This is a genomic window from Actinoplanes subtropicus, assembly GCF_000721705.1.
GTDB lineage: Bacteria > Actinomycetota > Actinomycetes > Mycobacteriales > Micromonosporaceae > Actinoplanes > Actinoplanes subtropicus.
Genome location: NZ_JOJL01000019.1, coordinates 56,950 through 70,233 on the forward strand (window position 1 = coordinate 56,950; position 13,284 = coordinate 70,233).

A 13,284-nucleotide genomic window follows, 5' to 3' on the forward strand; every position below is an offset into this window, starting at 1 on the left:
TCCTTTCACGGCGTCAGTTACTCGACTAAGTTAAGTCACTAAGCTTAGTCGCACAAGAGAGAGTGAGGTCCCTCATGCCCAGGACGGGAGCGCGCGGCGGCCCGCAGACCCGGGCGAGGATCGCCGAGGTCGCGGCGCGGATGTTCCTCGAGCGCGGCTTCGACGGGGTCACCGTGGCCGAGGTGGCGCGCGAGGCCGGGGTGTCGAGCGTGACGGTCTTCAAGCACTTCCCGCGCAAGGAGGACCTGTTCCTCGACCGCACCGTCGACGCCGTCGAACTGCTGCGCTCCGCCGTCCGCGACCGCGCCCCGGGCGTCGACGTCCTGGCCTCGCTGCGCGCCACGACGCTCCGCCTGGTCGACGACCGCCACCCGCTCTCCGGCGTCAACGACAGGTCAACACCGTTCTTCCGTACGGTCGCAGCCTCCCCGGCCTTGACGGCCCGCGCCCGCGAGATCGCCGCCGAGCTCCAGCAGACCCTGGCCGACGAGCTGACCCACGACCCGTCCTTCGACGGCGACGCCGCCCTGCTGGCCGCCTTCTTCATCGCCGGCTACGGCACCGTCCTGGTGGAAACGGCCCGCCGCCTCATCGCGGACGACCCCCGCGACGACGTGCTCGCCGACCACCGAGCCCGCTTCGAGCGACTCTTCGACACCCTCACCCACGGCTTCGCGGGGCGCTGAGCAGCGTCGATGAGCATTGGTATCGCTGGCGGTAGTATCGCGGCGGATACTACCGTCGGCGATACTAACCTTCGGCGGAGCGCATCGCGGGGGAGGCGTAGCCGGTCGGGACTCGTACGCCGGCCAGCCAGGCGGTCAGGCGGTCGGCCTCGTCGTGCAGGGCTCGGGACGCCCACGGCGGGACCTCCTCGAGCAGGTGCACGCCGACCACACCGGCCGGGTTCTGGGTCCAGCAGCCGACTACCCGGCCGTTCACCCATGCGGTTGTGCCCGCGTTGCCCGTACGGTCGAAGAGGTGTTGGCGGTGCGGGCCAAGGTAGAAGTCGCGGGTCCGCCAGCCCATCACGGTCGGGTCGAGGACCGGCAGCAGAGCCACCCACGGGCCCGGGTCGGGCGCCTCGTCGACGTCGTCCGGGAGCAGCCAGCCGGTCTCGCCGCCGGACAGCGTCACCGGGACCGCCTCCAGGGCGGCCAGCGCGGCACGGACCACCGACTTGGTCGAGCCCAGCCACCAGACGATGTCGTCCTCGGTGCCGGGGCCGAAGCCGGCCAGCCAACGTTGCACCAGCTCGCGGTAGCCGGCCGCCGCGTCCAGCGAGGGCGGCACCGCGCCCAGCCAGTGGCTCATCAGGGTCCAGCGCGGCCGGGAGACGGGCCAGCGGCCGGTGTTGACGCCGCGCACCACGTCGGCGGTCAGGCCGAGATGGGTCAGCACCCGGGACGCCGTCCACTGCTCGGCGGCGGAGGTCTGGACGCGTACGTCGATCAGCGGAACGGCCCGGCGGATCTCGCCCGCCGGAAGCCCCTCGGGCTTGTCCGCCAGCAGGTCCAGGACCTCGGCCCGGCCCCGCGCGAGCCAGTCGGCGGGCAGCCCGGCCCGGACCACGTCCCGGGTCATCCGGGCCTGCTCGGTGCCGGCCACCCGGGCCGACGCGCTCGGCCAGGCCGCCGGCAGCAGGTCGCGCGGGAAGACGAACAGCGTGCGCCGCATCGCCAGCTGCTTGACCAGGCTGCGATCGGTGTAGAGCGCACGGTCGAGATCGGCGACCGTGCAGTCGTCGAAGCGGGCCCGGCAGGTGAGATAGACCGTGGCCGGCTCGGTGGCGTGCAGCACGGTCAGCGCCCGGGTCACGGCCTCGGGGGAGTCGACCCGGAAGGCCGGCGCCAGCGCGTGCCGGACCGCCAGCCTCGCCCGGCGCTCGTCGTCGGTCACCAGGCGCATCGCGCCATCCTGTCACGCCCACGCCCTACCCTTGGCGCGTGCCCGCCGAACGCCTGCACCGCGTCGCCGTCCTCGTGCTCGAGGGCGCGAAGCCGCTCGACGTCGGCATCCCGGCGCAGGTGTTCACGACCAGATCGAGCATGCCGTACGAGGTCCGCGTCTGCGGTCCCGCGCCCGGACTGGTCACCGGCGGCGACGGCCTGTCCTACCACGTCGCGCACGGCCTGAGCACGCTCGACTGGGCCGACATCGTCTTCATCCCCGGCTACCGCTTCCCCGACCGGGAGGACCCGCCACCCGCCGTCGTCGACGCCCTGCTCGCCGCGCACGCCGCGGGGAAACGGCTGGCGGCGATCTCGACCGGCGCGTTCGCCCTGGCGGCCACCGGCCTGCTCGACGGCAAACGGGCCACCACGCATTGGCATTACACCCGCCAGCTCGCCCTCAAGCACCCGCGCGTACGCGTGGACGAGAACGTGCTCTTCGTCGACGAGGGCAGCGTGCTGACCTCCGCGGGCGCCGCCTCGGGCATCGACCTGTGCCTGCACATCCTGCGCGGCGACCTGGGCATGGCGGCCTCCAACCACGCGGCCCGCCGGCTGGTCGCAGCCCCCTACCGCAGCGGTGGCCAGGCCCAGTACGTGCCGCGCAGCGTCCCCGAGCCGCCGGGTTCGCGGTTCGCCGCGACGCGGGAGTGGGCGCTGCACCGGCTCGACAAGCCGCTCACCCTCGAGATCCTGGCCCGGCACGCCGCGGTCTCGCCGCGCACCTTCTCCCGGCGCTTCCTCGAGGACACCGGCTACACGCCGATGCAGTGGGTGCTGCGTGCCCGCATCGACATGGCCCGCGAGTTGCTCGAGCTCTCCGGGCGCAGCGTCGAGCAGATCGCCGCGGATGTCGGCATGGGCACCGGGTCGAACCTGCGCCTGCACTTCCAGCGCCTCCTCGGCACCACGCCGAGCCAGTACCGCCGCACCTTCGGTGGCCAGATTCTTGCGAACCCTGGCGCGCCAGCCACTGTCGATCTCCCGCCCGGCGAAACAGGCTAGGGGCATGACTCGCATTGCCATCAACGGATTCGGCCGCATCGGGCGCAACGTCCTGCGCGCCCTGCTCGAACGGGACAGCAAGCTGGAGGTCGTCGCCGTCAACGACCTCGCCGAACCGCAGGCCCTCGCCCGTCTGCTCGCCTTCGACTCCACCTCGGGCCGGCTCGGCCGCCCGGTCAGCGTGGACGGCGACACCCTGGTCGTCGACGGCCGGCGCATCAAGGTGCTCGCCGAGCGGGAGCCGGCCGCGCTGCCCTGGGCCTCGCTGGGGGTCGAGGTGGTGCTGGAGGCGACCGGCCGGTTCACCTCCGCCGCGGCCGCCCGGGCGCATCTCGGCGCGGGCGCCCGGAAGGTGCTGGTCGGCGCGCCCTCGGACGGCGCCGACGTGACCATCGCCTTCGGCGTCAACACCGGCGCGTACGACCCGGCCGCGCACACCATCGTCTCGAACGCGTCGTGCACGACCAACGCGCTCGCCCCGCTGGCGGCCGTGCTCGACGAGCTGGCCGGCATCGAGCACGGCTTCATGACCACGGTGCACGCGTACACCCAGGAGCAGAACCTGCAGGACGGCCCGCACCGGGACGCCCGCCGGGCCCGGGCCGCTGCGGTCAACATCGTGCCGACCACCACGGGCGCGGCCAAGGCGATCGGCAAGGTACTGCCCAACCTGGACGGCCGACTCTCCGGCGACGCGATCCGGGTGCCGGTGCCGGTCGGCTCGATCGTCGAGCTGAACACCACGGTGAGCCGGGACGTGACCCGCGACGAGGTGCTGACCGCGTACCGGGTGGCCGCGGACGGGCCGCTCGCCGGGATCCTGGAGTACTCGGACGACGAACTGGTGTCCTCGGACATCACCGGCAACCCGGCGTCGTCCATCTTCGACTCGAAGCTCACCCGGGTCGACGGCCGGCACGTCAAGGTGGTCGCCTGGTACGACAACGAGTGGGGCTTCTCGCACCGGGTCGTGGACACCCTGGAGCTGATCTCGGGGTGAGATACCCCGGCGGGGGTACGCGGACTGACCCCCGCCGAGCGACGACCCGGGCGGCGCCCGGCCATAGCGCCGGCGGCATGACAACCGTCCTGAATTCGCCGGTCACCGCCATGCCGCGGTATCGACCGCGCACCATCCTCGCCCTGTGGCTGGCCGCGGCCGGTCCGATGGGCATCCTCGCCTGGGTCGTCGCGCCCGCCGTCGCCGGTCCGGACCCGGCACCGGGCAGATTCGCCACGTGTCTGATCGCGGCGTTGACCGCGGGACTCGTCTGGCAGTTCGTCCTGGTCCTGATCGTGGTCTATCGCGAACGCGGAAGCCTGCGCTGGTCCGTCCTCAAGGACGCCCTCTGGCTGCGCGGCGGCCGGTTCCTCTGGTGGGGCCTCGCCGCGATCGCGGCGATCGGCGTGATCGAGGCGCCAGTCCGATGACGGCGGCCGGGGTGCTCTTCAGCTGGCTGCTCGCCTGGGGGCTCGGCTTCGGCGCGCGCGACCGGGCCCAGGCGGTGGTGATCGCCTACCGGGCGGGGCTGGTCACACCGTAGTCCGTCGTCTCTACGCTTTTCCCTGCGCGGTCGTGCCCTTTGGTCCCTACGCGGTCGTGCCGAGCAGGCTCTTCTCGGGGAGGCCGCAGGCGCGTTGGGCCTTGCGGGCGTGGCTGTCCATCGACGCGGCCATCGCCAGCAGCTGGGTGACCGTCTTGGCGTCCGGATCGTCGAGGTGGCCCTTGCCCACGATCGTCTTCAGCGTGTCGACGTCGTCGGCCAGATCGTGCGTGGCCTCCTTCAGCTCACCGTGGAAGAAGAGCAGGTCCGCCCGGCTGTTCAGTGCCTTCTCGGCGTCGTCGAGCTCGGCGACGGCCGGCTCGTCGCTGCCGCCCTTCTTGCCGCTGCTCGCGGCGGTGTCGTCGCCGAGCCCCTGAACGGCGTCGCACACCTGGCCCTTGGCCCAGGCATCGGCGGCGAAGGCGCCCCCACCCCCGAGGACGACCAGCGCGACGACCGCGATCAGGGCGAGCTTCTGCCCGACGCCCGACTTCTTGACGACCAGCCCCGGTGCCCCCGCCGTAACGATGTAGGCCGGCTGGCCGTCCGGCGGCACGTCCCAGGACGGCGGCTGGTAACCGGGCGGTTGGTAACCGGGCGGCTGGTAACCGGGCGGCGCCTGTGGCGGCGGCTGCTGCTGATAGGCGGCCGGCGGCTGGTAGCCCGGCTGCGGCTGGTATCCGGGCGGCCCCTGTGGCGGCTGCTGCTGGTAGGCAGGCTGCGTCTGTGGCGGCTGCTCCTGATATGCGGGCGGCGGCTGCTGCTGGTATGCGGGCGGCGGCTGCTGCTGGTAGCCGAGTGACGGCTGCGACTGCTGCTGGTAGGCGGGCGCCTGCGGATATACCGGCGGCGGGGCGGCCTGCTGATACGCCGGGTCATACCCGTATTCGGGCTGCTGGGCGTGCTCGTACTGAGTCATCGGCCGGTCCGTTCCTAGAGGCGTCCCCTCCCCTTCGGCAGAACCACCCCGAACCTGACCCCACTCACCCCGCCGGTTCCGCCTGCACCTTCTCCCGCCGGCGCCGCCCCCAGCTACGCGTCTCGTCCAGCACCAGCGCGTCGATCGCCGCCACCAACTCCCGCTGCCGCTCCGGCGTACGTTCCGCCTCGGCCAGCAACCGATACTGCGAGATCTCCGCCTCGGCCTTGGCCCGCGCCTCCGACGCCGCCAGCCAGTCGTCATGCCACGAAACAATCCGCCGCAGCCCGGCAAGGAAGGCCACCGACGCCGCCACCGTCGCCGTGATCCAGGCCGGCGCACTCAACGCCGCCAGCACGGTCGCCGCCCCCGCCAGAAACAGCGCCCCCGACTCCGACAACACGTACCGCATCCGGGTCCGGCGCATCTGCCCCCGATACCAGTCGAGCTGCACCATGGCATGCACGAGCGCCCGATCCCCCAGCTCCTCCTCAGAAAGCCGCCGGTCAATCTCGATGAGCTGCTGCCGCTGCGCGTGCGTCACGCCCCACAGTCTGCCGTGAAGGTCAAGAAACCTGCGAAGGCGACGAATCCTTCCGCCGATGCGACCCCACACCGGGCCGCCCGATCAGCTCGACGTTCTGCAGCGTCGGCTCGTCCAGCGGCACCCGATACCGATACGTGATCCCTTCATCCCGCACCACGAAGTCATCCGCATCGGGCCTTCGCCACGTCAGGATCATCTGCCCATACTTCTCGGCGAGCTTCACGAGAGCCGGAAAGTTGTCGACGTTGACGACCGGCTTCCCCGGCGGGCTCGGCATCGGCTCGACATGCACTAGATGCTGCGGATAGCGACGCTCGATGTCGGCACGGGTCCGCACGGGCATCTTGCGGAGGGCGGCGAGGAGGACCACGGCGGCGATCGCGATCGCACCGATCAGGGCGAGAATCGCATAGGACCGGGCCTGCGCGGCCATCATGAGGGAATAGCCGGAGATCGTTATCTCGCGTGCCTTCGTGACGTCGGAGGGGGCTGTGCCCGTGGTGTCCGTCCTGAATTTTGCCTGTGGGCCGGTCGTCATCTGGACCGCGTCCACGACGAGTGTCAAAGGCGCGGCCAGGACGGGAAGGCCGCCTGATGTGACCTGCGCGGACAGTTCGATCGCCACCTGCCCCTTCGGTCCGGCGCCGATCGCTTCCGCCGCCTGGTCAGCGCGGGCGACCAGAGCGGGCAGGTCGAGGGTGACGGTTGCGTCGAACCTGGTGCCGGTGAACTGCGTTTTCCTCACCAGCGTCTGGCGGGTGTGCCAGCCTGTCCCGTTGGACAACGTAGCCAGGAGCGTGAAGAACCCAGCCGGCCCCTCATAGTGCGCATTGAGGTCGACACGGTTGGCGAGCTTGCGGAAGATCGGGTCCGGCGACCGTGCCGTTGTGTCGTCGTAGGCCGGGGACTTGGGCACCTTCGCAGAATAGGAATACGTGATCGACTGGTCGGGGGACTTCTCGCCGGCCCGCGTCTCGGCGATCGGCTTGATCCAGCCGAGCACTCCCAACGTCACGCCGAGCAGGGTCAGTACCGCTGCGGCCGCCGCTGCGGTCCGTAGCACGGGCGACAGGCGCTGTACCGCCTTCAGGACCGCCGCCGCGGTCGCCAATGAGCCCGCACTGCCCGACGACATGGCCTTCACCCTTTTCTTCCGGCGCCCGCGTGGTATGTCTCGCCGTGTTCGTGCCTTCGCGGCTCCCCCGCTGATGACGAGAAAGCTGAGCATGCTGATCCCACTCGGGCCCATCAGCGGCTTCAGCCACACGCCACCGTGCGGAATGTGCAGGATCGGGCGGCCGATCATCTCCTCGGTCGTGGGATGCAACAGGTCGGTCGACTCGTTGTTGTCGCCCTTCATCACGAATCCCGCGGAGCCGTTCCCGCCGATGATGCGATGCAGGATCCGCTGCCCGGGACTTTTCCCATGGTAGGCGGCGATCTGCCCGACATGGTATGAATCGGCCTTCATGACGAAGACCAGATCACCCTGGTAGTAGACCGGGTTCATGCTGATGCCCTGGGTGATGACGTAGCCGATCCGCTCGGTCATGAAAGCCCAAGCACCGATGGCCGCCATCCCGAGGATGGCGGCCACGATGTACGTACGAAGAGATCGCTGGATCGGTTCCCCCGGATTCGTGGAGCTAACGTCAGCCTCGCACTCCGAGTCGCCGAATGAAGCGGGTTAGGCGACGGCCAATCCGACGCTGGTGATTCCGAGGTAGTAGCCGGCGACGGAGGGGTTGGCGTCCATGGTGTCGCACGTAACGGTGGCCGTGGCGGCGGTGAGGGTGACCACCGGTGCGCTGGCGTGGAGGACAGGGCCGGCGTTGATGTTGCCGGCGCACGACCACTGGGTCGCGCCACCGCTGAGTCCGCTGCCACCGGTCGGGGTGATCGTCAGGGTCTTTCCGTTCGCGCCGGCGACAACGACCACGATGCGAGTGGTGTGCGTGCCGGTGCCGTCGGTTGTCAGGGTGACGGAGTTGACCGTCGCACCGTTGATCACCTGGCTGACGGCGCCGCCGATGAACTGGTTGTCACCGCCGACGCCGGGAGTGCTGCCGCCGGTGAACACCACACCGGCGCCGGTCAACGCGGTTGTACCTGCCGCGACGACACCAGCCGCAACGACACCGCCGGCGATCTGAAGCATGCCGAGTGAACGCATAGGATCATTTCCCCCTGTTTTCGGTAGCCAGCTGGACGGTCGCCCTCGTGGCTCTTGTTAGGCGGGCTTCCGTGCTCGCCGTTTGACACCTGATGAATCGGTTGGGGGTCCGTGACAGTGAAGGTTTGGGGGCCGCTTTTCTGGCAGATTCCTGTGGGTTCGCCACACGGGTTTCACCGGACGTGCTAAGGCACCAGCGGTCCCGGGTCGCCCACCGGGGACGAGGGCGACCAAGGCGTCTGAGAGAGTGGGATGGGTGGGCGAACGACTGCTGGAAGCGGACTGTGCGAGCTGTGTCGGGCTCTGCTGTGTGGCGCCGGCGTTTGCCAAATCGTCGGACTTTGCCATCACCAAGGCGGCCGGGCAGGCCTGTCCGAACCTCGGGGGTGACTTCCGCTGCGGGATTCATGAGCGGCTGGAGGACAAGGGGTTTCACGGGTGCGTGGTGTTCGACTGCTTCGGGGCGGGGCAGCGGATCAGCCAGGAGACATTCCCGGGGCAGGACTGGAAGAGCGCGCCGGAGATGCTGGGGCTGCTGGCGGTCGTACGGCAACTGCACGAGTTGATGTGGTTGCTGACCGAGGCGCTGAAGTTGGACGCCGCGGAGCGCGTACACCCGAAACTGCGGGACGAGCTCGCCCGGATCGACCACCTGGCGGGCGGAACGCCCGCCCAGCTCAAGGGGCTGGACGTGGACGGGGAGCGGCAGAAGGTCAACCCGCTGCTGCAGAAGGCCAGTCAGCTGGCGAGAGCCGGCACGCCGCGAAAGGACTACCGCGGGGCGAACCTGATCGGGCGGAAGATGCGGGGAGCCGATCTGCGCGGGGCCAACCTGCGCGGGGCGCTGCTGATCGGGGCGGACCTGCGCGGCGCGGACCTGCGACGGGCCGATGTCACGGGGGCGGATCTGCGGGGGACCGACCTGCGGGGCGCGGATCTCACGGGTGTGCTCTTCCTGAGCCCGTCACAACTGCGCTCCGCGGTCACCGATCCCTAGGATGTCGGGCATGCAGAGCGTGTCGGGGTGGGTCTGGCTGCTGACCGTTCTTGGCATCGTCGGGCTGTTGCTGTTCGACTTTTTCTTCCACGTACGCAAGGCGCATGTGCCGTCCCTGGCCGAGGCGGCCCGGTGGACGGCGATCTACATGGCGATCGCCCTGCTGTTCGGGCTCGGGGTGACCATCTTCGCCGGTGGGCAGCGGGGGGCCGAGTATTTCGCCGGGTACGTGACCGAGGAGGCGCTGTCGGTCGACAACCTCTTCGTGTTCCTGCTGCTGCTCGGCAGCTTCAAGGTGCCCCGCGCCGACCAGCAGAAGGTGCTGCTCGTCGGGATCGCGGTGTCGCTGGTGGCGCGGACCGGGTTCATTTTCCTGGGCGCGGCGCTGATCGACTCGTTCGCCTGGGTGTTCTACATCTTCGGGCTGATCCTGCTGGTCACCGCGGGCAACCTGCTGCGGCAGGAGGGCGGGGAGGAGGAGCCGCCCGACAACATCATCATCCGGCTGGCGCGGCGGGTGCTGCGGACCACCGACACGTACGACGGGGACAAGCTTTTCACCTACCGGGACGGCAAGCGGATGATGACTCCGATGCTGCTGGTGATGGTGGCGATCGGCGGGACCGACATCCTGTTCGCGCTGGACAGCATTCCGGCGATCTTCGGGCTGACCCAGAACGTGTACATCGTGTTCACCGCGACCGCGTTCTCGCTGCTGGGGCTGCGGCAGCTGTACTTCCTGATCGACGGGCTGCTCGACCGGCTGGTCTATCTCTCGTACGGGCTGGCGGCGATCCTCGCCCTGATCGGCGTGAAGCTGATCCTGCACGCCCTGCACGAGAACAACGTGCCCTTCATCAACGACGGCGAGCCGATCAACGCCGCCGAGATCTCCACGCTGGCGTCCCTGGCGATCATCGTGGGGATTCTGCTGATCACGGTGGTGGTGTCGCTGCGGAGCCCGAAGGGCCGGGCGCAGACGTACGTGGCGGCGGCCCGCCGGCACGCCACCGAGTTCCTCGAGGTGGAGACCGAGCCGAAGTACTGCGACGACCTGTTCCACAAGCTGCTCGGCGAGGAGGCCAAGCTGCGCACGCTGCCGGAGAAGTACCGCGCGCGGATCCGGGCCGAGGACGAGCTGATGGATCTGCTGCAGCGCGCGCACGAGCTGCACGACGAGCGGGTCGCGGCCGGGCGCTGCTTCGTCCCGGCCGGCGCGTCCTGAAGCCCTCAGAGCTGGCGGGTCGTCGAGCCCATCTCGTCGTCGGCGGCGCGGCGCGGGGTGACCCGGCCGCGGGCCGAGTTCCCGGCCAGCCGGGCGGCCGTCCGGCGGACCTGCTCGGCGCGGTCGAGCGGCTCCTCGGCGCCGGCGAGCACGCTGGAGAGGTCCGTCGTCTCGACGCCGCCGCGGTCGTAGCTGACCCGGCCGGCCACCAGGTTGGCCACCCGGGCGGCCAGGTCGGCGGCGCGGGCCTCCAGGTCGGGGGCGCCGCGCAGGGCGGCCTCGTCGGCCGGGCGGCCCGGCCGGGAGTGCGCCCGGTCGTCGAAGCCGGGGCGCACGACCTGCGGCGGGGTCACGCCGAACTCGGCCGGGCCGGCCGGCGCATAGCCGGAGACCGTCGCCGCGGCGACCGAGCCGGCGGCCGGGCCGCTGGGCAGATACGGCTCCGAATAAACGGACGGCTCAGAATAGACGGACGGCTCCTCGTAGACGGGCGCCTCGGCCACCGCGGCGGCCCCTAGCAGCGAAACCGTCTGCCCCTCGCCGCCCTGGTAGTTGGCGAACTCCGGGCCGATCACCAGACGGGACAGCATGCGGGCCTGCGGCGCCGGGATGCGGAGCTCGGCGGCGTGGTCGACGCGGTAGCGGGCGATCGCTTGGCGTAACACGTTGGCGAGCCGATCCGCGTCACCGACCGTAGCGAGATCGCCACCCGCGAAGACCAGCGCCGGGAACGCCCCACGGGGGCCGGCGCAGACCAGCTGGATCTGCGTGACGGTGGCCGAGCGGCCGGTGTCCCGGTTGCCCGGCTGCACCCGCAGGTGCTGCGGGAAGGGCCAACTCAGCTCGCCGGTGGCGCCGGTGGAGGCATCCCGGTAGACGACCCGCTCCTCGGTGACGACGACCTCGGTCTCCTCGGGCAGGGTCCAGCGGGGAAGGGAGCTGGGCTCCTCAAACGCGTACTCGGCGACGGCGCAGCGGCCCGCCCAGAGCACGCGGGAACCGGACGCGTCTGCGGCGTTGCCGGACGCGGCCAGGAAAAATCTGTCGGACATGCTCGCCTAACCCCCCAGTCGGCGGCCGCGCGTCGAGCGCGGTTGCGTTGATTACAGCCGGGCGCATACGTCCTCGACAAGTGACCGGCCGCGAATCACACCGGATTTCCTGACGACAACATGACAGGCTGATTCTGCTGGGACTTTTGGCTGATCCGCCGTCACTTACGGTTACTGAATAGGCCCGCCGGGGGAGTGGGTGAAGCGACGGCAACACTGTCCGTAACCGGCGCCACCCCACCGGCGAAGCGGTCGAGATCGGTCTCCACCCGGCCCGGGAACCAGTCGCCGGCCGCGCGCCGGGTCAGCTCGGCGACCGGCGGCGGGGTACGCCCGGCGATCACCACGAGGTTGCCGAAGCGGCGGCCGCGCAGCACCGCGGCGTCCGCCACCAGACACGCCACGGGCAGCGCCGCGCGGATCGTGGCGACCTGCGCCCGGGCATAGCGTAGCGGCGGCCCGTCCGCGACGTTGGCGATCAGCCGGCCGGCCGGCGCGAGCACCCGGGCGACCTCGCGGGCGAACTCGACCGACGCGAGGTGGGCCGGGGTGCGGGCGCCGGCGAAGACGTCCAGCACGACCACGTCGTAGCTTGCGGCGCGCATGCCCTCGACGGCCGCACGCGCGTCCCCGACCCGTACGCGGACCTTGGCCTTTGACGGAAGAGGCAGCTCGCGGCGGACCAGTTCGACGAGGGGGCCGTCGATCTCCACCACCCGCTGCGGGGAGTCCGGCCGGGTCGCCGCGAGGTAGCGGGGCAGGGTGAGCCCGCCACCGCCCAGATGCAGCGCGCGCAGCGGCTCGCCCGGCGGCGCGAGCAGGTCGATCGCCGCCGCCATCCGCCGGACGTACTCGAACTCGAGGTGCGCCGGGTCGTCGAGATCGACGTAGGACTGCGGCGCGCCGTCCAGCATCAGGCTGTACGCGGCCCGGCGGTCGGGGTCGGGGATCAGCTCGGCGACGCCCGAGGCGACCGTCTCGACCAGCCGACCCGATCCTCTGCGCTGCGCCACGTGACAAGTCTCCCAGGTCGGGCACGAGAGCCCAGGAACGAGTGTAATTTCCTCAAAAACCCGAAATAGCATCCCGTACGTGTTTTAACTGGTTTTAATCGCGTACAGGAGGTGGGCCGTGTCGACGAGCAACGTGCTCGCACAGATCATCGGTGGCGGGACCACGCCGGTCCAGCGCCCCGCCGGCCCGCCGTCGGCCGGGGACATGCCGGCGATCCTGGCCGCCGCCCAACGCCGGGCCGGCCCGCCGCTGCGGATCCGCCGGCACCTCTCCGACGAGGGCCTGCCGTTCTGGCGTTGGGACTGCGAAACCTGCGGCGAATACGGCGGCGGCCGCCACCACCCGGACGCGGTCTCCCGGGCGACGCGCCACTGCGCCGAACACCCGAACCACCCGTCCTCGCTGCTGCCCCCGGCCGTCTGCCGCCAGCGCGACGCCTTCCTCCCCTTGCACCCCATGCTCTTCGCGGTCGACGACGACCCGCCGCCCCCGCCGCTCTGATCAGCCTTGAGTCGCGCTTGGCGTACGTTGTGCGTACAGTCGAGCCATGAGCGCGAAGGCGGAGCGGATGCACCTGCGGGTGGATGCTGAGCAGAAGGCGTTGCTGGAAGCGGCCAGCGACGCCACGGGCGAGAGCGTGTCGACGTTCGTGTTGAAGGCGGCTACCGAAGCGGCGGCTGATGTGCTTGCCGATCGGCGAGCATTCCTGCTGGATGAGGGCGCATGGCGGGTGTTCGACGAGGCGCTGGCCCGCCCAGTTCAGGATGTCGCGGGTCTGCGAGAGCTGCTCACCACACCGACCGTCCTCGACGAGCCGGACGAGGTTCACCGTTGAGCTCCCGCTTCTCGCCGGTTG

General features: G+C 70.6%; 15 protein-coding genes. 8 read left to right on the forward strand and 7 right to left on the reverse strand.

All coding sequences use genetic code 11. From position 1 onward, the window contains the following. Window positions 1-74 precede the first annotated feature (74 nt). Complete coding sequence (locus IH26_RS0124875; RefSeq protein ID WP_030438642.1) at window positions 75-686, forward strand: TetR/AcrR family transcriptional regulator; 612 nt, start codon at window positions 75-77, stop codon at window positions 684-686. Window positions 687-750: 64 nt separating this feature from the next. On the opposite strand, the gene IH26_RS0124880 is transcribed toward IH26_RS0124875, so the two are convergent. Next, a complete protein-coding gene (locus tag IH26_RS0124880; RefSeq protein ID WP_030438643.1) occupies window positions 751-1,908 on the reverse strand; it encodes a winged helix DNA-binding domain-containing protein in 1,158 nt (385 codons plus the stop codon). A gap of 38 nt (window positions 1,909-1,946) precedes the next feature. Here IH26_RS0124880 and IH26_RS0124885 point away from each other — a divergent pair, with 38 nt between their 5' ends. From IH26_RS0124885 to IH26_RS53950, 3 genes are all read left to right on the forward strand, one after another. Beyond that, window positions 1,947-2,957 (forward strand): GlxA family transcriptional regulator, encoded by a 1,011-nt coding sequence (locus IH26_RS0124885; RefSeq protein ID WP_034215914.1) that lies wholly within the window; start codon window positions 1,947-1,949, stop codon window positions 2,955-2,957. Between the two features lie 4 nt (window positions 2,958-2,961). Continuing rightward, complete coding sequence (gene gap / locus IH26_RS0124890; protein ID WP_030438645.1) at window positions 2,962-3,957, forward strand: type I glyceraldehyde-3-phosphate dehydrogenase; 996 nt, start codon at window positions 2,962-2,964, stop codon at window positions 3,955-3,957. Between the two features lie 77 nt (window positions 3,958-4,034). Further along, a complete protein-coding gene (locus IH26_RS53950) occupies window positions 4,035-4,388 on the forward strand; it encodes a hypothetical protein (RefSeq protein ID WP_030438646.1) in 354 nt (117 codons plus the stop codon). Between the two features lie 159 nt (window positions 4,389-4,547). Here the strand turns inward: IH26_RS53950 and IH26_RS56080 are convergent, their stop codons facing one another. From IH26_RS56080 to IH26_RS0124920, 4 genes are all read right to left on the reverse strand, one after another. Next, entirely contained in the window at window positions 4,548-5,420 is an 873-nt protein-coding gene (locus IH26_RS56080; protein ID WP_030438647.1) for a hypothetical protein, read from the reverse strand. A gap of 64 nt (window positions 5,421-5,484) precedes the next feature. After that, window positions 5,485-5,964, reverse strand: a complete 480-nt coding sequence (locus IH26_RS0124910; protein WP_030438648.1) for an SLATT domain-containing protein — start codon at window positions 5,962-5,964, stop codon at window positions 5,485-5,487. 22 nt (window positions 5,965-5,986) lie between these two features. Then, entirely contained in the window at window positions 5,987-7,564 is a 1,578-nt protein-coding gene (locus tag IH26_RS0124915; protein WP_030438649.1) for a DUF5305 family protein, read from the reverse strand. Between the two features lie 90 nt (window positions 7,565-7,654). After that, the gene (locus IH26_RS0124920; protein ID WP_157437378.1) at window positions 7,655-8,125 is read right to left on the reverse strand and encodes a hypothetical protein; all 471 of its coding nucleotides are present in this window, start codon (window positions 8,123-8,125) and stop codon (window positions 7,655-7,657) included. Between the two features lie 271 nt (window positions 8,126-8,396). Here IH26_RS0124920 and IH26_RS0124925 point away from each other — a divergent pair, with 271 nt between their 5' ends. Together IH26_RS0124925 and IH26_RS0124930 are read left to right on the forward strand one after the other, a co-directional pair. Continuing rightward, a complete protein-coding gene (locus IH26_RS0124925; protein ID WP_030438651.1) occupies window positions 8,397-9,137 on the forward strand; it encodes a pentapeptide repeat-containing protein in 741 nt (246 codons plus the stop codon). A 10-nt stretch (window positions 9,138-9,147) separates the two neighbouring features. Further along, entirely contained in the window at window positions 9,148-10,362 is a 1,215-nt protein-coding gene (locus IH26_RS0124930; protein WP_030438652.1) for a TerC family protein, read from the forward strand. 5 nt (window positions 10,363-10,367) lie between these two features. Here IH26_RS0124930 and IH26_RS0124935 read toward each other — a convergent pair whose 3' ends face one another. Both IH26_RS0124935 and IH26_RS0124940 read right to left on the reverse strand, forming a co-directional pair. Further along, window positions 10,368-11,414, reverse strand: a complete 1,047-nt coding sequence (locus IH26_RS0124935; protein ID WP_063763742.1) for a hypothetical protein — start codon at window positions 11,412-11,414, stop codon at window positions 10,368-10,370. Window positions 11,415-11,575: 161 nt separating this feature from the next. Further along, window positions 11,576-12,427, reverse strand: coding sequence for a spermidine synthase (locus tag IH26_RS0124940; RefSeq protein ID WP_030438654.1), 852 nt, complete (start codon window positions 12,425-12,427; stop codon window positions 11,576-11,578). A 118-nt stretch (window positions 12,428-12,545) separates the two neighbouring features. On the opposite strand from IH26_RS0124940, the gene IH26_RS0124945 reads away from it, so the two are divergent. Together IH26_RS0124945 and IH26_RS0124950 are read left to right on the forward strand one after the other, a co-directional pair. Continuing rightward, entirely contained in the window at window positions 12,546-12,929 is a 384-nt protein-coding gene (locus tag IH26_RS0124945) for a hypothetical protein (protein WP_030438655.1), read from the forward strand. 46 nt (window positions 12,930-12,975) lie between these two features. Beyond that, on the forward strand, window positions 12,976-13,263 hold the full coding sequence (locus tag IH26_RS0124950; protein WP_030438656.1) for a type II toxin-antitoxin system TacA family antitoxin: 288 nt from the start codon (window positions 12,976-12,978) through the stop codon (window positions 13,261-13,263). The last annotated feature ends 21 nt before the right edge of the window (window positions 13,264-13,284 follow it).